Origin of the sequence: Pseudomonas weihenstephanensis (assembly GCF_016812185.1) — a bacterium.
Taxonomy (GTDB): Bacteria; Pseudomonadota; Gammaproteobacteria; order Pseudomonadales; family Pseudomonadaceae; genus Aquipseudomonas; species Aquipseudomonas weihenstephanensis.
In genome coordinates this window covers 250,483-270,077 of the sequence record NZ_JAAEBV010000004.1, presented here as the reverse complement: position 1 = coordinate 270,077, position 19,595 = coordinate 250,483, and the positions used below count along the sequence as shown (strand labels likewise).

The following is a 19,595-nucleotide window of genomic DNA, read 5'->3' as shown; positions in this document are numbered from 1 at the left end:
CATGACTCGTCAGCGACTACAGGCGTGTAACCGGTAGTCGCGGGCCTTTGTAGTCGCTGTCGAGGTACGAGGCTGCGATCGGGCAGAGCGTTTGACCCCGGCATCGCGCTTGCGCGATGAGGGTCAAGACGGTATCTACAGGTTTTGCTTGCCTTAAATCGGGCAGGTCACGCCTGTGCCGCCAATGCCACAGTAGCCATTCGGGTTTTTCGCCAGGTATTGCTGGTGGTAAGCCTCGGCAAAATAGACGGTCGGCGCTTGTTCGATTTCAGTGGTGATAGTGCCTTTGCCGGCCTTGGTCAGTTCGGCCTGGAATGCGTTTTTACTGGCCAATGCTTCGTCGAGCTGCTCAGGGGTCGTGCAGTAGATCACGGAGCGGTATTGAGTGCCGATGTCGTTGCCCTGGCCCATGCCTTGTGTCGGATCGTGCAGTTCCCAGAACATCTTCAGCAGCTCTTTGTAGCTGACCTTGTCCTGGTTATAGACCACCAGCACCACTTCGCTGTGACCGGTCAGGCCGGAGCACACTTCTTCGTAGGTCGGATTCGGCGTATGGCCTCCGGCATAGCCCACAACCGTACTGACAACACCGTCTTTCTGCCAGAACTTGCGCTCTGCGCCCCAGAAGCAACCCAGACCAAAAATCGCAAAGCCGACATTGACAATAAAAGGCCCCAGCAGCGGGATGTCTTTATGAACAAAATGGTATTCAGGCAACACCATGGGTGTTTCGCGCCCCGGCAGGGCTTGTTCAGGAGTAGGTAGCACGTTTTTATTCACCAGGATTTCCGAGCGCAAGACCATTTTTCAAGCCCTCTCAGTCAGATTGTAAAAATGTAGACCGCCAGTGTGCCCGAGTGTTGCAACGATGTCAGGCCAGAGGGCCGCGCGGGTAGCGTTTAAGCTTTTCTACCAGTTCGCTACCGGGGATCGGTCGGTCAAACAGATATCCCTGGCCTACGTCGCAACGATGACGGCGCAGGAAGGCCAGTTGCTCGGCGGTTTCGATGCCTTCGGCCACCACTTTGAGCTTGAGGTTGTGCGCCATCGCGATCACGGCAGAGGTGATCTCCATGTCGTCCTGGTTGTCCGGGATTTCGTTGATAAAGCTGCGGTCGATTTTGATGATGTCGATCGGGAATTTCTTCAGGTAACTGAGCGATGAGTAGCCCGTACCAAAGTCGTCCATCGCCAGCGTCAGCCCCAGCTTTTTCAACTGATCGAGCTGCAAATGGGTGTCTTCTGTCGCTTCCAGCAGCAAGCCTTCGGTCAGTTCCAGCTCCAGTAAAGAGGCCGGTAGCTGTTCTTCCTTGAGGATGCTGGCAATCGAGGCGACCAGGTCCGGGTCAGAAAACTGTTTGGGCGATAGGTTGATCGCCACTTGCAGATTGCCCAAGCCTTCGGCGCTCAATTGCTTGCTCATGCGGCATGCCTGGCGCGCAATCCATTTGCCGATAGGGATGATCAGCCCGGTTTCTTCCGCCACGCTGATGAACTGATCGGGGCGGATCATGCCGCGTTCCGGGTGGTTCCAGCGCAATAACGCTTCCATCCCCAATAACCGGCCGGAACGCAGGCAGAGTTTGGGTTGGTAGAACACATCAAGTTCGTTTTGGGTCAGGGCGCGGCGCAGGTTGTTTTCGACGAACAGCTTGTAGCTGGCTTCGGCGTTCAGCGCTTCGGTAAACACTTGCACCTGATGTTTGCCGTTGGCTTTGGCCTTATGCAGCGCCAGCCCCGCGTTGCGCATCAAGGTCTGCGGGTCGCGCCCGTGAATCGGCGCGCTTGCCACGCCAACCGAGCCGGTAACGCTGATCAACTGGTTGTCGACGAACATCGGCTTGTCGAGGGTCATCAACAGTTGGCTGGCAATTTGCTGGCCTGTCTCCAGGTCAGTGTCGTCCAGCAGCACCGCGAATTCGTTGCTGGCAAAGCGCGCCAGGCTGCCGCCAGGGTTGAGGCTGTTACGCAGGCGGCGTGCCAGGCTGATCAGCAGTTTGTCGCCCGTCTGGTGGCCGAGGCTGTCGTTGATGCGCTTGAAATTATCGATGTCCACCAGCAGCAGGCAGATGGGCTGCTCGCTGTTGCGGTTGAAGCGTTCATCAAGGTTGCGGATGAAGGCCGGGCGGTTGCCCAGATTGGTCAGGTTGTCGGTGTAGGCCAGCCGCTCGATGCGCTGTTGCGCCAGCTTGGCGTCGGTGATGTCTTCGTAAATGCCGATGTAATGCGTCAGTTCACGGTTGTCGCCGTAGACCTTGGAAATCGACAACTGGCCCCAGTACGGTTCCAGATTTTTACGCCGGCTCTTGAATTCGCCCTGCCAGCTGTTGCTTTTGCTTAAGCTCGATTGGGCATCGAACAGCAGTTCGCTGAGGTTCTCCAGTGCGGGCAACTCTGAGAGTTTGTGGCCCTGAACTTCTTCAGTGCTGTACTGGGTGATGGCGGCAAAACTGGGGTTCACGTATTCCACCAGGCCCTCGCAATTGACCAGCAAAAAGGCGTTGGCGCTTTGCTCCACCGCGCGCTGGAACAGGTGCAAGGCATTGGTGGCAGCGCGGCGGTTGTGGTTGTTGATGACCTGCGCAAACTGGTCCGCCAACTCGCCGGCAAAAGCAATTTCATCGGACTGCCACACGCGGGTACTGCCAATTTGCTCCAGGCACAGTACGCCGACCACCTGGCCATCAATGCGGATGCTCGCATCGAGCATCGCGCTCACGTCGCCGCGACGGAGGCTGGCTGCCAATTCGCGGGTGCGCGGGTCGCGGGTGGCGTTGTGCGCGTCGATTGAGCGGCTGGTGTGCAGGGCTTCGAGATAATCAGGGAAGTCACTGGCGTCAAAAACCTCGTTGGCCACATGCGCTTGGCTTGCACGCTCGTAGGCGGAAATAGGCAGCAGCCGGTTGCCCTCAAGGTTCCACAGGCTGGCAGCGTCGATCTGATAGATATCGCAGGCGCTGTGGGTAATCAGCTCGGCGGCTTCTTGCAGCGAGTTGTTTTGACTATAACGGTGGCGCGCCAGACGCAGGATCAAGTCCTGCTGCGCCCGCACCCGCTCCAAATGCTGCAACTGCTCTTGTTGGGCGCGCTGATTAAGCTCCAGCGCGATTTGCAGGCGAGAATTCTGGGTTTCGAGGTCGGCGAGCGGCACCGGCGGGGTGCTGTTGAGGGTGGATTCAAGCACGAGCAGGTAACCGCGCAGCAAATGCCGATTGTGCTGTTTGTACGCTTCGCCCAACTCCATCAGGCTCAAGGCGCCCCGAGAGGTATGCAGGGTGTAATGCACCACGTAATGCGGGCCAGCCCCAAGCTGAGTTTGTATCGCATCGTGCAGGCGATAGCGCGCTTCAGGCTCCATCAGGCTGGCAAAGGGTGAGCCGATCAGCGAACACAGGTCTACCGCAGCGAGGCCAAACTGACGTTCGCAATTAGGGTCCAGATAGAGCAAGGCCCAACTGGCTTCATTAAGCCGCTCGAAACGCAGCATACCGAGCCTGGAAGGCACGGGGAGCTGCGTCACGACCTCGACTGCCACGCGCGGGGCAGCATCGGGCTGGCTTTTCATTGGGAAACTCGCTTCACAAAGGCTGTTTACGCACGGGCTGGCGCCTGTTCCTGCGGTTTGGGCAAGGTTGCATCATGCTCACGGCGCTGACAAGTGAGCATGCAGGCTAAGTGCTATACAGCGTTATCGGCAGGCGGAGGCTTTCCTGCATACCGACCGTCGTTCGTTTCAGTTTTATGACGGTGCGCGAGTAAGGATCACGGATTGGAGCCTGTGCACCGGGATCGATTCGATGGAGGGCAGCGGCGATAAAAAAAGCCCCGCCACATGGGCGGGGTTGAGGTACGAGCGTGGCGCTCGAAAAAGAGTGCGCGGCCCCGGCCTTCTATGAAGAAGGCCGGGGTCTGGCTTACAGCAGGATGGTGCGGATGTCGCCCAACAACTGGCTCAGACGCTGGGTGAAGCGTGCAGCCGCAGCGCCATTGATCACGCGGTGATCGTAGGACAGCGACAGCGGCAGCATCAGTTTCGGCTGGAAGGCTTTGCCGTCCCAGACTGGCTGGATGGTTGCCTTGGAAACCCCAAGGATCGCCACTTCCGGCGCGTTGACGATTGGCGTGAAGCCGGTGCCGCCAATGTGGCCCAGGCTGGAAATGGTGAAGCAGGCGCCTTGCATGTCGTCAGCGGTGAGCTTCTTGTCACGGGCCTTGGCAGCCAGTGCCGCCGCTTCCGCCGCCAGTTGCAGCAGGCTCTTCTGATCAACGTTCTTGATCACAGGGACCAGCAGGCCATCCGGGGTGTCTACGGCGAAGCCGATGTTGACGTACTTCTTGCGGATGATGGCTTTGCCGCTTGGCGCCAGCGAGCTGTTGAAGTCGGGCATTTCTTTGAGCAGGTGCGCGCAGGACTTGAGCAGCAGCGGCAACACGGTCAGTTTCACACCGGCTTTTTCTGCGACCGCTTTTTGTGCAACGCGGAAAGCTTCCAGCTCAGTGATGTCAGCCTGATCGAACTGCGTCACGTGCGGGATGTTCAGCCAGCTGCGATGCAGGCTCGACGCGCCGATTTGCATCAGGCGGGTCATGGCCACTTCTTCGACTTCACCGAAACGGCTGAAATCGACAGCCGGAATCGGCGGAATGCCAGCACCACCGGTTGCACCGGCGGCCGGTGCTTCTTTGGCCTTTTGCATCATGGCTTTGACGTAAACCTGCACGTCTTCTTTCAGCACACGACCGTGCGGGCCGCTTGGGCTGACCGCGTTCAGCTCGACGCCGAACTCGCGGGCCAGTTGACGCACGGCAGGGCCAGCGTGAACTTTGGCGCCTTTTGGCACAGGCGCGGTTGCCGGGGCAGGGGCTGCCTCGGCTTTGGCGGCTGGCGCAGGGGCCGCAGCCGGTGCTTGAGTTGTGGCCGGAGCTTGTTCAGCAGCAGCTGGCGCAGGTGCAGCCGGGGCCGCAGCGCCTTGTACTTTGAGCTTGAGGATGAAGTCGCCAGTGCCAACTTCGTCATCGAGTTTGACCGAAATGCTTTCGACCACACCGGCGGCTGGCGATGGAATTTCCATGCTGGCCTTGTCGGATTCGAGGGTGATCAACGACTGATCAGCCTCAACGGTGTCGCCAGCCTTGACCAGAATTTCGATGATTTTGGCTTTGCCCGACGAGCCGATGTCCGGGACGTGAATGTCCTGAACCGTCGAGCTTGCCGGTGCAGCGGCCGGGGCCGCAGGGGCCTCGGCTACGGGCGCGGCCGCAGGCTTTTCAGCGGCTGCCGGTGCCGCAGGAGCGTCAGCTTCAGGCGCCGCAGCGGCGCCCTCGGCTTCCAGTTCCAGCAGTTCGTCGCCTTCTTTCAGGCGGTCGCCCAGCTTTACTTTCAAGCTTTTGACGATGCCCGCTTTGGGAGCAGGGATTTCCATGCTCGCCTTGTCCGATTCCAGCGTCAGAATGCTCTGGTCGGCTTCGATACGGTCGCCGACTTTTACAAACAGTTCGATGACTTCACCGTCACCGCTGCCGATGTCAGGTACTCGAATGAGTTCGCTCACAAAAATTCTCCTCAGCAGTCCAGTGGGTTGCGTTTTTCTGGGTTGATGCCGAACTTGACGATGGCTTCTGCCACTACCTTAGGTTCGATATCACCACGGTCAGCCAGTGCTTCAAGGGCTGCCAACACCACGAAATGACGGTCTACTTCAAAGAAGTGACGCAGTTTTTTGCGGCTGTCGCTGCGGCCGAAACCGTCAGTGCCCAGCACTTTGAATTCTTTGACCGGTACCCACTGACGAATCTGTTCGGCGAACAGCTTCATGTAGTCGGTGGAGGCAATGACCGGACCTTTACGCCCGCTCAGGCACTCTTCTACGTAGCTGAGCTTTGGCTTCTGGCCAGGGTGCAGACGGTTTTCACGCTCAACGGCCAGGCCGTCGCGACGCAGTTCGTTGAAGCTGGTAACGCTCCACACGTCGGCACCGATGTTGAATTCATCACGCAGGATTTTTGCCGCTTCGCGCACTTCACGCAGGATGGTGCCGGAGCCCATCAGCTGTACGTGGTGTGCCGCTTCTTTGGTGTCTTCTTCGAGCAGGTACATGCCCTTGACGATGCCTTCCTCAACCCCGGCCGGCATGGCTGGCTGCTGGTAAGACTCGTTCATCACGGTGATGTAGTAGAAGACGTCCTGTTGCTCTTCGGTCATCTTCTTCATGCCGTCCTGGATGATCACCGCCAGCTCATAGCCGTAGGTTGGATCGAAGGTGCGGCAGTTAGGGATGGTGGAGGCCAGGATGTGGCTGTGACCGTCTTCGTGTTGCAGGCCTTCGCCGTTGAGCGTGGTACGCCCGGCGGTGCCGCCGATCAGGAAGCCACGGGTGCGGCTGTCGCCAGCGGCCCAGGCCAGGTCACCAATGCGCTGGAAACCGAACATCGAGTAGAAGATGTAGAACGGCAGCATCGGCTGGTTGTGGCTGGAGTACGAAGTACCGGCAGCGATGAAGGAGCTCATGGCGCCTGCTTCGTTGATGCCTTCTTCGAGGATCTGACCTTTTTTGTCTTCGCGGTAGAACATCACCTGGTCTTTGTCGACTGGCTCGTAGAGCTGGCCGGTGGAGGAGTAGATGCCCAACTGGCGGAACATGCCTTCCATACCGAAGGTACGGGCTTCGTCCGGGATGATCGGCACGATGCGCTGGCCGATGTCTTTGTCCTTGACCAGTTGCGCCAGAATGCGCACGAAAGCCATGGTGGTGGAGATTTCGCGCTCGCCTGAACCGTCAAGGATGGCCTTGAGGGTATCCAGTGGCGGGGTCGGAATGCTCATGCTCTTGGCGCGGCGCTGTGGCACGAAACCACCCAGTGCGCTACGGCGCTCGCTCAGGTAGCGGGCTTCAGCGCTGCCTTCTTCTGGCTTGAAGAACGGCAGGTTTTCGATTTCTTCGTCTTTGACCGGGATGTCGAAACGGTCGCGGAACAACTTCAGGCTGTCGACGTCGACTTTCTTGGTGTTGTGCGCGGTGTTTTTTGCTTCGCCGGCACCGGTGCCATAACCCTTGATGGTTTTGGCCAGGATCACGGTTGGCTGGTCTTTGTGGTTGACCGCTTCGTGATACGCCGCGTAGACCTTGTACGGGTCGTGGCCGCCACGGTTGAGCTTCCAGATTTCGTCGTCGGACAAATCAGCAACCATCGCCTTGAGTTCAGGCGTGTTGAAGAAGTGTTCGCGAACGAACGCGCCATCTTTGGCTTTGTAGTTCTGGTACTCGCCGTCGATGACTTCGTCCATGCGGCGTTGCAGGATGCCGTCGACGTCTTTGGCCAGCAGCGGGTCCCAGAAACGGCCCCAAATGACTTTGGTCACGTTCCACTGAGCACCGCGGAACACGCCTTCGAGTTCCTGGATGATTTTGCCGTTACCGCGAACCGGGCCGTCGAGGCGCTGCAAGTTGCAGTTGATGACAAAGATCAGGTTGTCGAGGTTTTCGCGGCCAGCCAGCGAGATCGCGCCCAGGGATTCAGGCTCGTCACATTCGCCGTCGCCCAGGAAGCACCAGACTTTTTGCTTGCCAGCGGGGATGAAACCACGGGCTTCCAGGTACTTCATGAAGCGTGCCTGGTAGATCGCCTGGATGGGGCCCAGACCCATTGAAACGGTCGGGAACTGCCAGAAGTCAGGCATCAGCCAAGGGTGCGGGTAGGACGACAGGCCCTGGCCGTCGACTTCCTGGCGGAAGTTGTTCATCTGGTCTTCGGTGATGCGGCCTTCCATGAACGCACGGGCGTAAACGCCTGGGGAGGTGTGGCCCTGGAAGTAGATCAGGTCGCCGCCGTGTTCTTCGGTCGGGGCCTGGAAGAAGTAGTTGAAGCCGATGTCATACAGGGTTGCACTGGAAGCGAAGCTGGAGATGTGACCGCCCAGGTCAGAATCTTTCAAGTTCGTGCGCATTACCATGGCCATGGCGTTCCAGCGAACCAACGAGCGAATGCGGCGTTCCATGAACAGGTCGCCAGGCATGCGTGCTTCGTGGGTCACAGGGATGGTGTTGCGGTATGGCGTGGTGATGGCGTACGGCAGTTGCGAACCGGTGCGGGTTGCGAGCTCACCCATACGGGTCATCAGGTAGTGAGCGCGGTCTTCGCCTTCTTTGTCGAGAACCGATTCCAGGGCGTCCAGCCATTCCTGGGTTTCGACGGGATCGAGGTCTTGCATGGCTTGCTCCAGGGCGGAAAGGCTTCCAGAATCGGTTGCCTGAGTTTGCGACTGGCCTTGTGGGCAGACGACATAAATTCTTGGATGACCGGAAGTAGATTCCAGCGTTGTGTAGTTTTACTACAAATCGTTGGCCATTTCAGCCTTTCAAGTGGGTCACTCAGTAGTAAAACTACATGTCAGGCGCTGATGGTCAGTCGTGTAGTTGTGCGAAAAATCGATATTGTTAGTGCGAAATTTAATTTATTGCCTTCTTTTTGAAGGTTTGCTGCCAATAAAAAACAGCATTCAGCTATTAATAACCTTTGTTCGACAGTCGGATTAAACCGCTGTTTCTTCCTGTCACCGTACTCGGCATTACTGTCGCCGATCAAGGATAGACCATGAGCCTTCCGTCGCTTGCTCCAATCCCCACCCTTTTATTGCCATTGGTAACCCGTGCCGAACAGTCGTGGCGCGCTGCGGTGGCCGGGCTAGACAGTGAGTGGGCGCTGGATGACTGGTCGGCCGAGCGGTGGGTGGCTTTCAATCGCGTCAGCGCCGCCAGTGACTTCTTTATTGAACAAGCGTTACGTGACCCTTTGATGTTGCTGGAGCTGGCGGGCTTTGGCGAACTGGACCGCAGCTTTGCCCCCGGCGAGCTGTGCGGGCAAATTAGCGCCGCAGTGCAGCAGGCGCACACCGATGATGAGCTGGGGCGCGTATTGCGCCGCCAACGCACGCGTCAGCAAGTGCGCATTATTTGGCGCGATCTGACCCGCCAGGCGGATTTGATCGAAACCTGTCGCGATCTGTCGGACATGGCCGACGCGAGCATTGATCAGGCGTATCGCTGGTTGTATGAGCGTCATTGCCAGCAATTTGGCACGCCGATCGGGCAGCGCAGTGGCGAGCCGCAGCCGATGGTGATTCTGGGCATGGGCAAACTCGGCGCCGTCGAGCTGAACTTGTCGTCAGACATCGACTTGATTTTCGCTTACCCCGAAGGGGGTGAAACGGTGGGTGCCAAGCGCCCGCTGGACAACCAGGAGTTCTTTATCCGCCTGGGTCAACGCCTGATCAAGGCACTCGACCCGATGACCGTCGACGGTTTCGTCTTCCGGGTCGACATGCGCCTGCGCCCTTACGGCTCATCGGGCGCGCTGGTGCTGAGCTTCAATGCGCTGGAGCAGTATTACCAGGATCAGGGCCGGGACTGGGAGCGCTACGCGATGATCAAGGCCCGTGTGGTGGCGGGCGATCAAGTGATGGGCGCGCAGTTGCTCGATCTGCTGCGCCCGTTTGTGTATCGGCGCTACCTCGACTTTTCGGCGATTGAAGCGCTGCGCACCATGAAGCAATTGATTCAGCAAGAAGTGCGGCGCAAAGGCATGGCCGACAACATCAAGTTGGGGGCGGGCGGCATCCGCGAGGTTGAATTTATCGCTCAGGCGTTCCAGCTGATCCACGGCGGCCGCGACCTGAGCTTGCAGCAGCGTCCCCTGCTTAAAGTGCTGAGCATCCTCGAAGGCCAGGGTTACTTGCCGGCCGCTGTGGTCAGTGAGCTGCGTGAAGGCTATGAATTTTTGCGCTACACCGAGCACGCGATTCAGGCGATTGCCGACCGCCAGACCCAGATGCTGCCCGACAGCGAGCAGGATCAAGCGCGTATCGCCTTCATGATGGGCTTCGATAGCTGGGCCACGTTCCATGAACAATTGATGGCGTGGCGCGGGCGAATTGACTGGCATTTCCGTCAGGTGATCGCCGACCCGGACGATGAAGAAGATATCGACGAGGGTGAGTTGATCGTGGGCGGCGAGTGGCTGCCGTTGTGGGAAGAAGTTCAGGACGACGCTGCCGCCTGTGTTCAATTGCAAGAAGCCGGTTTTGCAGATGCCCCCAAAGCATTGAAACAACTGGCCGGGCTGCGTTCCAGCCCGCAGCTGCGGGCGATGCAGCGTTTGGGGCGTGAGCGACTGGATGCCTTCATTCCGCGCTTGCTGGCACAGGCCGTTGAGCACGCCAATCCGGACCTGGTGCTGGAGCGGGTATTGCCCCTGGTAGAAGCCGTGGCCCGCCGTTCAGCGTATCTGGTGCTACTGACTGAAAACCCTGACGCGCTGCGTCGTTTGCTGACCTTGTGTGCGGCAAGCCCGTGGATTGCCGAACAAATCACCCGTTTCCCGCTCTTGCTCGATGAATTGCTCAACGAAGGCCGTCTGTTCAAGCCACCCTTGGCGCCGGAACTGGCCGCCGAGTTGCGCGAGCGCCTGACGCGCATTCCCGAAGATGACCTTGAGCAGCAGATGGAAGCGCTGCGCAACTTCAAGCTGGCGCACCGCTTGCGCGTTGCGGCCTCGGAAATCGCCGGCAGCCTGCCATTAATGAAGGTCAGCGATTACCTGACCTGGCTGGCTGAAGCCATTCTGGAGCAAGTGCTGGCACTGGCCTGGCGCCAGACCGTGGCCAAGTACGGCACGCCGCAACGCACTGACGGCAGCTTGTGCGATCCGGGCTTCATTATTGTGGGCTACGGCAAAGTCGGCGGCATCGAGCTGGGCCACGGCTCGGACCTGGACCTGGTGTTTATCCACGACGGTGACCCGAACGCCGAAACGGACGGCACCAAACCCATCGACAGCGCGCAGTTCTTCACCCGTTTGGGGCAACGGATCATTCACTTGCTCACGGCACAAACCAACTCCGGTCAGTTGTATGAAGTCGACATGCGCTTGCGTCCGTCAGGCGCGTCCGGGCTGTTGGTCAGCTCGCTCGGTGCCTTTGAGCGTTATCAGCAAAACGAAGCCTGGACCTGGGAGCATCAGGCGCTGGTGCGCGCGCGGGTGCTTGTAGGCTGCAAGCAAGTGGGGGCTGCGTTCGAGCAGGTCCGCGCCAAGGTGTTGGGCCGTGAGCGTGACTTGCCCACGCTGCGCCTGGAGGTCAGCGAGATGCGGGCCAAAATGCGCGACAACCTGGGCACGCGCATTACCGCGGCGGGGCTGGGCGAAAACGCCTTCCAGCCCACGGTGCCGTTCGACCTCAAGCAGGACGCCGGAGGTATCGTCGATATTGAATTTATGGTGCAATACGCGGCCCTTGCATGGGCGTGGGAATACCCGCAATTGCTCCGTTACACCGATAACATCCGCATTCTGGAAGGGCTGGAACAGGCTGGGTTGATGCCCGCCGCTGATGCCAGCCTGTTGCGTGAGGCTTACAAAGCCTTCCGTGCTGTCGCTCACCGCCAAGCCTTGCAAAAGGAAGCGGGGGTGGTCACGGGTGATCAGTTTGTCGTCGAACGTCAACACGTGCGACGCATTTGGTCTGAGCTGGGTCTTGACCCGGTCAGCCAGAACACAGAGTTAAAGCTGTAGAACGTATCCGGCGGGCCCATAAGGCTCGTCCAATTTGCCTGTCGTCTCAAGGCGCAGGTGCTGGATTCTTTTGAGGAGCGTAATGATGTCGATGGCTGATCGTGATGGTGTGATCTGGTATGACGGCAAACTGGTGCCGTGGCGTGACGCAACCACCCACGTGCTGACCCATACCCTGCATTACGGCATGGGTGTCTTTGAAGGTGTGCGCGCCTACGAAACCCCGCAGGGCGCAGCGATTTTCCGCTTGCAGGCGCACACTGACCGTCTGTTCGATTCGGCCCACATCATGGGCATGAAGATCCCGTTCAGCAAAGACGAAATCAATGAAGCGACCCGCGTGGCGGTGCGTGAAAACAACCTCGACAGCGCCTACATTCGCCCGATGGTGTTTTACGGCTCTGAGGCAATGGGCTTGCGCGCCACCGGTTTGAAGGTGCATGTGATCATCGCGCCGTGGAGCTGGGGTGCCTATATGGGCGCCGAAGCGCTGGAAGTCGGGATCAAGGTGCGTACCAGCTCCTTCACCCGCCACCATGTGAACATCTCCATGACCCGTGCCAAGGCCAACGGCCACTACATCAACTCGATGCTGGCCTTGCAGGAAGCGATTTCGGGCGGTGCCGACGAAGCGCTGTTGCTCGACCCGGAAGGTTTTGTCGCCGAGGGTTCGGGCGAGAACGTCTTCCTGATCAAAGATGGCGTCATTTATACCCCGGACGTGACGGCCTGCCTGAACGGCATCACCCGCAGCACGATCCTGACCCTGGCCACCGAGCTGGGTTACAAATTTGTTGAAAAACGCATCACCCGCGACGAGGTATACATCGCCGACGAAGCGTTCTTCACCGGCACTGCCGCTGAAGTCACGCCGATTCGTGAAGTCGACGGGCGTCTAATCGGGATCGGCCGCCGTGGCCCGATCACTGAAAAACTGCAAAAGGCTTACTTTGACCTGGTGACCGGCAAGACAACGGCCCACCCCGAGTGGCGTACACTGGTCAAATAAAGCGAAATGGCATCACAGCGGGGAGGCGAATGCCTCCCTTGCTTGTTTATGGAAACTTATGAATATTTTGATCGTTGGGCCCAGCTGGGTCGGTGACATGGTGATGGCGCAGACACTGTTCCAGTGCCTGAAACAGCGTCACCCAGAGTGCGAAATCGATGTGCTGGCCCCCGAGTGGAGCCGGCCGATTCTCGAACGCATGCCTGAAGTTCGCCAGGCCTTGAGCTTTCCGCTCGGCCACGGCGCGCTGGAACTGGCCACGCGGCGCAAGATCGGCAAGTCCCTCAAGGGGCAGTACGATCAGGCCATCTTGCTGCCCAACTCGCTGAAATCAGCCCTCGTGCCGTTCTTTGCGGGGGTGCCCAAGCGCACCGGCTGGCGTGGCGAGTTTCGCTACGGCCTGCTGAACGATGTGCGCAAGCTCGATAAAGAACGCTACCCGCTGATGATCGAGCGCTTCATGGCGCTGGCCTTCGAGCCGGGCGCAGAGCTGCCCAAGCCTTACCCGCGGCCTGCGTTGCAGATTGATCCGCAGCGCCGTGAGGCGGCATTGACCAAGTTTGGTCTGACGCTCGACCGTCCGGTGCTGGCGTTGTGCCCCGGCGCCGAGTTTGGCGAGTCCAAACGCTGGCCATCCGAGCACTACGCCAAGGTCGCCGAGCAAAAAATCCGCGAAGGTTGGCAGGTCTGGCTGTTCGGTTCGAAAAATGATCATGCGGTAGGCGAAGACATTCGCTCGCGCCTGATTCCCGGTCTGCGTGAGGAAGCCGTCAACCTCAGCGGCGAGACCTCGCTGGCCGAGGCCATTGATGTGTTGTCCTGCGCCGACTCGGTGGTGTCCAACGACTCGGGCCTGATGCATGTGGCTGCCGCCCTGAATCGCCCGCTGGTGGCGGTCTACGGTTCAACGTCGCCAGGCTTTACACCGCCCTTGGCCGACAAGGTCGAGATCGTGCGTCTGGGCCTTGAGTGCAGCCCCTGCTTTGAGCGCACCTGCCGTTTCGGCCATTACAACTGTTTGCGCGAGCTGATGCCGCAACCCGTTGTAGACGCCTTGCAGCGGTTGCAAGGTTCACCGGTCGAGGTCCACTAGGTGCGCGTACTGTTGGTCAAAACCTCATCCCTGGGGGATGTGATTCATGCGTTGCCCGCCCTGACCGATGCCGCGCGGGCGATTCCGGGCATCACCTTTGACTGGGTGGTGGAAGAAGGCTTTGCCGAGATTCCGACCTGGCACCCGGCCGTGGGTAAAGTGATTCCGGTGGCGATTCGCCGCTGGCGTAAAAACATCTGGGAAACCTTCAAGAGCGGCGAATGGCGACGCTTCAAGCAAAGCCTGCGTGCCGAAAAATACGACTTGGTGATCGACGCCCAGGGTCTGCTCAAAAGTGCCTGGCTGACCCGCTACGTCAAGGCGCCGGTGGCCGGGCTGGATAAAGACTCGGCCCGCGAACCCTTGGCCAGCCGCTTTTATCAGCGTCGTTTGGCGGTGGCCCGTGGCCAACACGCGGTCGAGCGGTTGCGTCAGTTGTTTGCGGTTGCGCTGGGCTACGATCTGCCCAAAGGTTTGGGCGACTATGGTCTGGACGTCGAAAAACTGGTCGAGCTGCCGCGTAAAAAACCCTTCGTGTTGTTTTTGCACGGCACCACATGGGACACCAAACACTGGCCCGAAGTGTACTGGCGCGACCTGGCCATTCGCGTGGGCCATTTGGGTGTCGACGTGCGTTTGCCGTGGGGCAACCCGGCAGAGAAGGCTCGGGCTGAACGCATCGCCAAGGATTTGCACAACGTTGTGGTGCTGCCCAAGTTGAACCTGGCAGGCGTTGCCAAAGTGCTGGCCAGCGCCAGTGCCTGCGTGGCGGTGGACACCGGTCTGGGGCATTTGGCCGCCGCATTGGATGTGCCGACCATTTCCCTGTTTGGCCCCACCAACCCCGGCCTGACGGGCGCTTACGGCAAGGGGCAAATCCACTTGGCCAGCGACTTTCCCTGCGCGCCGTGCCTGCAAAAAAAATGTACCTATTCGCCGACTGCACAGGACCAGCAGCGGTTTGACCTGAAAAACGAGTGGCCGCTGTGCTTCACTCGTTTGAACCCTGAGCGTGTCGCGAGTCGATTAAGCACGTTGTTACTGGCTGAGGAACTGCGCTGATGCAACTGGCTTTTGTGCTGTACAAATATTTCCCGTTTGGTGGCTTGCAACGCGACTTCATGCGCATTGCGCTGGAGTGCCAGCAGCGCGGGCACCAGATCCGTGTGTACACCATGATCTGGGAAGGCGATATTCCGCCCGGGTTTGACGTGTTGGTGGCGCCGGTGAAGGCGTTTCACAACCACACCCGCAACGAAAAAATGCTCGCCTGGATGCAGGCCGACCTGGCCAAGCGTCCGGTGGACCGCCTGATCGGCTTCAACAAAATGCCCGGTCTGGACGTGTACTACGCCGCAGACGGCTGTTTTGAAGACAAAGCGCAAAACCTGCGCCATGCGTTTTACCGCTTCTTCAAACGTTACAAGCACTTTGCCGAGTACGAACGCGCGGTGTTTGCCAAAGAGGCGAAGACCCAAATCCTGATGATTTCCGAAGTCCAGCAGCCGCTGTTCATCAAGCATTACGGCACCCCGCTGGAGCGTTTTCACCTGCTGCCGCCGGGTATCGCGCTGGACCGCCGTGCGCCGCCAAATGCCGCCGAGATTCGTGCCCAGTTTCGCCGTGAATTCAAGTTGGCCGACGATGATCTGCTGCTGGTACAGATTGGCTCCGGGTTCAAGACCAAAGGCGTGGATCGCAGCCTTAAAGCATTGGCGGCGCTGCCTGGCGAGCTTAAAAAACGTACCCGGCTGTTTGTAATCGGCCAGGACGACCCCAAAGTCTTTCAATTGCAAAGTGCCACATTGGGGCTGGGCGATCAGGTGCAGTTTCTCAAAGGGCGCAGTGACATCCCGCGTTTCCTGTTGGGCGCTGACTTGCTGATTCACCCGGCCTACAACGAAAACACCGGCACCGTACTGCTCGAAGCGCTGGTGGCCGGTTTGCCGGTGCTGGTCAGCGCGGTATGCGGCTATGCCCATTACATCGCTGATGCAGACGCGGGGCGCGTGCTGGACGAGCCGTTTGAGCAGGCGCAACTCAATGAGTACCTGACCCACATGTTGTCCGATGATGCTGCGCGTGCGGCCTGGAGCCAAAACGGCCTGGCCTTCGCGCAGACGGCCGACCTCTATAGCATGGCGCAGCACGCTGCGGATGTGATTCTGGCGGAGCAACACTGATGAAACTGATTCTTGCCGAACCGTTCAAAAGCGTGTGGGCCGGGCGCGATGCGTTCACCGAAGTCGAGCGTCTGGAAGGCGAGGTGTACCGCGAACTGGAAGGGCGACGGACTTTGCGTACTGAAGTCGACGGGCGCGGCTACTTTGTGAAAATCCACCGTGGCATTGGCTGGGGTGAAGTGTTCAAAAACCTGCTGACCGCCAAATTGCCGGTGCTCGGTGCAGGTCAGGAGTGGCGGGCGATCAATCGCCTGCACGAAGTCGGCGTGCCCACCATGACCGCCGTAGCCTATGGCGAAAAAGGCAGCAACCCGGCCGCGCAGCACTCGTTCATCATCACGGAAGAACTCGCGCCGACCGTCAGCCTCGAAGATTTCAGCCTCAACTGGGTCAAGCAGCCGCCGCAGCCCGCGCTCAAACGCGCGTTGATTGCTGAGGTGGCGCGCATGACCGGCATGATGCACCGCGCAGGCGTCAACCACCGCGACTGCTACATTTGCCATTTTTTGCTGCACACCGACACCCCGGTCACCGCCGATAACTTCCGTTTGTCGGTGATCGACCTGCACCGCGCCCAAACCCGCGCCGTGATCAGCCAGCGTTGGCGCAACAAGGATCTGGCCGCGTTGTATTTCTCGGCGCTGGACATCGGCCTGACGCAACGCGACAAGTTGCGCTTCCTGCGCGGCTATTTCCAAATGCCGCTGCGCCAGATCCTGCGCGAAGAGGCCCGCCTGTTGGCGTGGCTGGAAGGCAAGGCAAACAAACTCTATGCACGTAAAGTGCGTTATGGGGATGCACTGTAATGGCGGGCTGGAACCTTGACCCTGCCTACAGTGCGCTGGCCCACGATTTTGGCAGCCTGGATACCGTGTTTGCCCTGCAAGGCGAGCACCTGACCCGCGATCCGTTGTCAGAGGTCATTCGTGTCGAGCGTGAGGGCGTCAATTACTACGTCAAACGCTACACCGGAGCAGGCAAAGGCTTGCGCCGTTATTTGGGCCGACCGCGCGTGAAGTCCGAATGGCAGAACCTCAAGCGCTTCGCCAAGTGGGGCATTCCTACCGCAGACGTGGTGGCCTGGGGCCTTGAGCGCAAAGGCATGGCCTATGCCCGTGGCGCGATGATTACCCGCGAGTTGCCCAATACCCGCGATTTGTCCGACCTGGCCGACAACCACGATCCGCTGCTCAAAGACCGGGTCTGGGTCGACGGTGTGAGCCGCCAGTTGGCGCGTTACACCAAAACCATGCACGACCATCGCTTCACGCATAACGACCTGAAGTGGCGCAATTTGCTGATCGACGATCAGGCGCGCCTTTATTTGATCGACTGCCCCAATGGCGACTTCTGGCGCGGATTCTGGCTCAAGTACCGCATCACCAAAGACCTGGCGTGCCTGGACAAAGTGGCCAAATATCATCTGTCGGCCACCCAGCGCCTGCGTTTTTATTTCCAATACACCGGGCGCACGATGCTCAACGCGGCGGACAAGGAACGTGTACGCCATATCGTGCGTTTTTTTGAGGGTCGGGAATGACTGATTTTGTAGCAGACGCTGATCGTACCTTGCTGGAACGCAACGGGCTGGCGGATTTTGAAGCGCTGTGGCACCTGCAACTTGATGCCGTGGACGAACCCAACACCAGCCGCGGTGGTTGGAGCAGCGTGTTCCGTCTGGACCTCGACGGTCAGGGCTTTTACCTCAAACGCCAAAGCAACTACCTGACCCGCACGCTGCACAGCCCGCTGGGCGAGCCGAGTTTTGCCCGCGAGTTTCGTAATATTCAGCGCTATCAGGCGTTGGGCATTCCTGCGTTGGAAGCGGTGTTTTTTGGTGAGCGTAAGGTCCAGGGTGAGCGTCGGGCGGTTCTGATGACCCGTGCGCTGGACGGTTGGAATGACCTCGATTCGCTGCTGGAGCAGTGGCCGCAACTGACGGCTCAACAGCAGCAGGCGATCTTGCGCGCGTGCGGGCAACTGGCGCGACGGCTGCACGCGGTGCGTCAGGTGCACGGCTGTTTCTACCCCAAGCACATCTTTTTGCAGGCAGATGGCGAGGCTTATCGCGCGCAATTGATCGACCTGGAAAAAACCCGGCCGCTGCTGCTGGGCCAGCGTGACCGGGTCAAAGACATCGAGCCGTTATTGCGCAGGGCTCAGGTCTGGACCGAAACCGAAGTGCGCGCGTTGCTCGCCGCCTATCTCGATCAGCCTGCGGACAGTGGCCTGGTGCAGGCGTGGTATCAGCGCCTGAATGTGCGTCGTAGCCAAAAGGAAACTCGCTGATGCGCCTGTCTGAACTGCAAAAAGCCGGACGTGCGCCGGGCTTGCCGCTGAGCATCGAGCTGGCGGATGCCGCGGGGCCTGCGCAATTGCAACTGCTGACCTTGTTGCGTGTATTGCCAGGTCAACGTTACGTGGGCGCGGGGGTGTGGCGCGGCCGCACGGTACTGGCCAAGTTGATGGTCGGCAGCAAGGCGGCGCGCAACTTTGAGCGCGAGCTGACCGGTGTGCGGCTCTTGGCCGAGCAAGGGCTGACCACGCCACAGTTGCTGGTCGACGGCTTGCAGGAAGGCGAGGGCGGCTGGTTATTGTTCGAGTTTCTGGACGGTGCGCAAAGCCTCGGCCAAGCCTGGAGTGCGGTGCAACACCTGCCTGTGCTGGCAGACGAGCAACAAGCGGTGCTGGCTGAGGCGTTGGCGGCCATCGGCCAAATGCACCTCAAAGGCTTGTGGCAAGAAGACCTGCACCTGGACAACCTGCTGCGCCACAACGGCGCGCTGTACTTGATCGATGGTGCAGGGATCTGCGTCGAACAGGCAGGCAAACCCCTGTCCCGGCCCAAAGTGTTGGAAAACCTCGGTGTGTTTTTCGCCCAGTTGCCCAAAAGCCTCGAACCGTTTACCGAAGAATTGCTGGTGCACTATCTGCTGAGCAACGGCGAACACGCCTTGCCGCTCGAAGCGCTGCTCAAACAGGTCGAGAAAATCCGAGCCTGGCGTTTGAACGACTTTCTGAGCAAAACAGGACGAGACTGCACGCTGTTCAGCGTGCAGAACTCCGCCTGCGGGTTGCGGGCGGTTCGTCGCGAAGAAGAGGGCGCGATGTTGCCGGTACTGGCCAATGCCGATGCGTTGCTGGACGCGGGTTATCTGTACAAAACCGGTGGCGCTGCGAGCGTGGGTAAAGTCGAAGTGGCCGGTCGTATGCTGGTCATCAAGCGTTACAACATTAAAGGCTTTGCCCATTGGCTCAAGCGCTTTTGGCGCCCGAGCCGCGCTTGGCATTCGTGGCGTGAAGGCAATCGGCTGGCGTTCCTGGGCATCGCCACGCCCAAGCCGCTGGCGCTGCTCGAAACGCGTTTTTTGGGGTTGCGTGGCAAAGCGTATCTGGTGACTGAATATTTACCCGGCCCGGACATCATTGAGCGCTTCGCACCTTATGTAGAGCAGGGCGATGCGCCAGAAGCCGAGTTGCAGGCGCTGGATCAACTGTTTGCCGATTTGCTTGGCGAACACATCAGCCACGGCGACCTTAAGGGGCATAACGTGTTCTGGGACAACGGTCGCTGGGCGCTGATTGACCTGGACTCGATGTGCCAGCACCGCTCGCTCAGCAGTTTTGCTCCGGCGTATGCCCGCGATCGGGCGCGCTTTATGCGCAACTGGCCAGCCAGCAGCGCGTTGTATCAAGTGATTGATGCGCGCATACCAGCCTGCGCCTCAGCCCCTTCTGTCTGAGG

General features: G+C 59.4%; 13 protein-coding genes. 9 read left to right on the top strand and 4 right to left on the bottom strand.

Features of this window, described 5'->3' with window-relative positions; translation table 11 throughout:
• Positions 1–153: 153 nt before the first annotated feature.
• The 4 genes from msrA to aceE all read right to left on the bottom strand — a co-directional run bounded on the left by msrA (position 154) and on the right by aceE (position 8,209).
• Positions 154–804, bottom strand: coding sequence for a peptide-methionine (S)-S-oxide reductase MsrA (gene msrA, locus GYN01_RS14765; protein WP_048364506.1), 651 nt, complete (start codon positions 802–804; stop codon positions 154–156).
• 67 nt (positions 805–871) lie between these two features.
• Positions 872–3,565, bottom strand: coding sequence for a putative bifunctional diguanylate cyclase/phosphodiesterase (locus tag GYN01_RS14760; RefSeq protein ID WP_203307361.1), 2,694 nt, complete (start codon positions 3,563–3,565; stop codon positions 872–874).
• 349 nt (positions 3,566–3,914) lie between these two features.
• Complete coding sequence (aceF, locus tag GYN01_RS14755) at positions 3,915–5,552, bottom strand: dihydrolipoyllysine-residue acetyltransferase (protein WP_048400559.1); 1,638 nt, start codon at positions 5,550–5,552, stop codon at positions 3,915–3,917.
• An 11-nt stretch (positions 5,553–5,563) separates the two neighbouring features.
• Positions 5,564–8,209, bottom strand: a complete 2,646-nt coding sequence (gene aceE / locus GYN01_RS14750; RefSeq protein ID WP_048364503.1) for a pyruvate dehydrogenase (acetyl-transferring), homodimeric type — start codon at positions 8,207–8,209, stop codon at positions 5,564–5,566.
• 383 nt (positions 8,210–8,592) lie between these two features.
• Here aceE and glnE point away from each other — a divergent pair, with 383 nt between their 5' ends.
• The 9 genes from glnE (at position 8,593) to GYN01_RS14705 (ending at position 19,593) form a co-directional block, all read left to right on the top strand.
• Positions 8,593–11,565 (top strand): bifunctional [glutamate--ammonia ligase]-adenylyl-L-tyrosine phosphorylase/[glutamate--ammonia-ligase] adenylyltransferase, encoded by a 2,973-nt coding sequence (gene glnE / locus GYN01_RS14745; RefSeq protein ID WP_048364502.1) that lies wholly within the window; start codon positions 8,593–8,595, stop codon positions 11,563–11,565.
• Between the two features lie 85 nt (positions 11,566–11,650).
• Positions 11,651–12,574, top strand: coding sequence for a branched-chain amino acid transaminase (locus GYN01_RS14740; RefSeq protein ID WP_048364501.1), 924 nt, complete (start codon positions 11,651–11,653; stop codon positions 12,572–12,574).
• 58 nt (positions 12,575–12,632) lie between these two features.
• A complete protein-coding gene (gene waaF / locus GYN01_RS14735) occupies positions 12,633–13,667 on the top strand; it encodes a lipopolysaccharide heptosyltransferase II (RefSeq protein ID WP_203307360.1) in 1,035 nt (344 codons plus the stop codon).
• Positions 13,668–14,729 (top strand): lipopolysaccharide heptosyltransferase I, encoded by a 1,062-nt coding sequence (gene waaC / locus GYN01_RS14730; protein WP_048364499.1) that lies wholly within the window; start codon positions 13,668–13,670, stop codon positions 14,727–14,729. It abuts the gene before it with no gap.
• Positions 14,729–15,850: a glycosyltransferase family 4 protein gene (locus GYN01_RS14725; RefSeq protein WP_048364498.1), complete on the top strand. Its 1,122-nt coding sequence runs from the start codon at positions 14,729–14,731 to the stop codon at positions 15,848–15,850. The genes waaC and GYN01_RS14725 overlap by 1 nt, the downstream gene beginning before the upstream one ends.
• Positions 15,850–16,656, top strand: a complete 807-nt coding sequence (rfaP, locus tag GYN01_RS14720; RefSeq protein WP_048364497.1) for a lipopolysaccharide core heptose(I) kinase RfaP — start codon at positions 15,850–15,852, stop codon at positions 16,654–16,656. The genes GYN01_RS14725 and rfaP overlap by 1 nt, the downstream gene beginning before the upstream one ends.
• Positions 16,656–17,390, top strand: a complete 735-nt coding sequence (locus GYN01_RS14715) for a lipopolysaccharide kinase InaA family protein (RefSeq protein WP_048400551.1) — start codon at positions 16,656–16,658, stop codon at positions 17,388–17,390. The genes rfaP and GYN01_RS14715 overlap by 1 nt, the downstream gene beginning before the upstream one ends.
• On the top strand, positions 17,387–18,139 hold the full coding sequence (locus tag GYN01_RS14710) for a lipopolysaccharide kinase InaA family protein (protein ID WP_203307359.1): 753 nt from the start codon (positions 17,387–17,389) through the stop codon (positions 18,137–18,139). Before GYN01_RS14715 ends, GYN01_RS14710 begins: the two co-directional genes overlap by 4 nt.
• The gene (locus tag GYN01_RS14705) at positions 18,139–19,593 is read left to right on the top strand and encodes a lipopolysaccharide kinase InaA family protein (protein ID WP_203307358.1); all 1,455 of its coding nucleotides are present in this window, start codon (positions 18,139–18,141) and stop codon (positions 19,591–19,593) included. The genes GYN01_RS14710 and GYN01_RS14705 overlap by 1 nt, the downstream gene beginning before the upstream one ends.
• Positions 19,594–19,595 lie beyond the last annotated feature (2 nt).

What these genes read in the sequence shown, in the direction of transcription:
- waaF (WP_203307360.1), top strand. Translation starts at nt 12,633, where the DNA reads ATGAATATTTTGATCGTTGGGCCCAGCTGGGTCGGTGACATGGTGATG.
- msrA (WP_048364506.1), bottom strand. Translation starts at nt 804, where the DNA reads ATGGTCTTGCGCTCGGAAATCCTGGTGAATAAAAACGTGCTACCTACT.
- GYN01_RS14705 (WP_203307358.1), top strand. Translation starts at nt 18,139, where the DNA reads ATGCGCCTGTCTGAACTGCAAAAAGCCGGACGTGCGCCGGGCTTGCCG.
- rfaP (WP_048364497.1), top strand. Translation starts at nt 15,850, where the DNA reads ATGAAACTGATTCTTGCCGAACCGTTCAAAAGCGTGTGGGCCGGGCGC.
- GYN01_RS14740 (WP_048364501.1), top strand. Translation starts at nt 11,651, where the DNA reads ATGTCGATGGCTGATCGTGATGGTGTGATCTGGTATGACGGCAAACTG.
- GYN01_RS14725 (WP_048364498.1), top strand. Translation starts at nt 14,729, where the DNA reads ATGCAACTGGCTTTTGTGCTGTACAAATATTTCCCGTTTGGTGGCTTG.
- GYN01_RS14710 (WP_203307359.1), top strand. Translation starts at nt 17,387, where the DNA reads ATGACTGATTTTGTAGCAGACGCTGATCGTACCTTGCTGGAACGCAAC.
- glnE (WP_048364502.1), top strand. Translation starts at nt 8,593, where the DNA reads ATGAGCCTTCCGTCGCTTGCTCCAATCCCCACCCTTTTATTGCCATTG.
- GYN01_RS14715 (WP_048400551.1), top strand. Translation starts at nt 16,656, where the DNA reads ATGGCGGGCTGGAACCTTGACCCTGCCTACAGTGCGCTGGCCCACGAT.
- GYN01_RS14760 (WP_203307361.1), bottom strand. Translation starts at nt 3,565, where the DNA reads ATGAAAAGCCAGCCCGATGCTGCCCCGCGCGTGGCAGTCGAGGTCGTG.
- aceE (WP_048364503.1), bottom strand. Translation starts at nt 8,209, where the DNA reads ATGCAAGACCTCGATCCCGTCGAAACCCAGGAATGGCTGGACGCCCTG.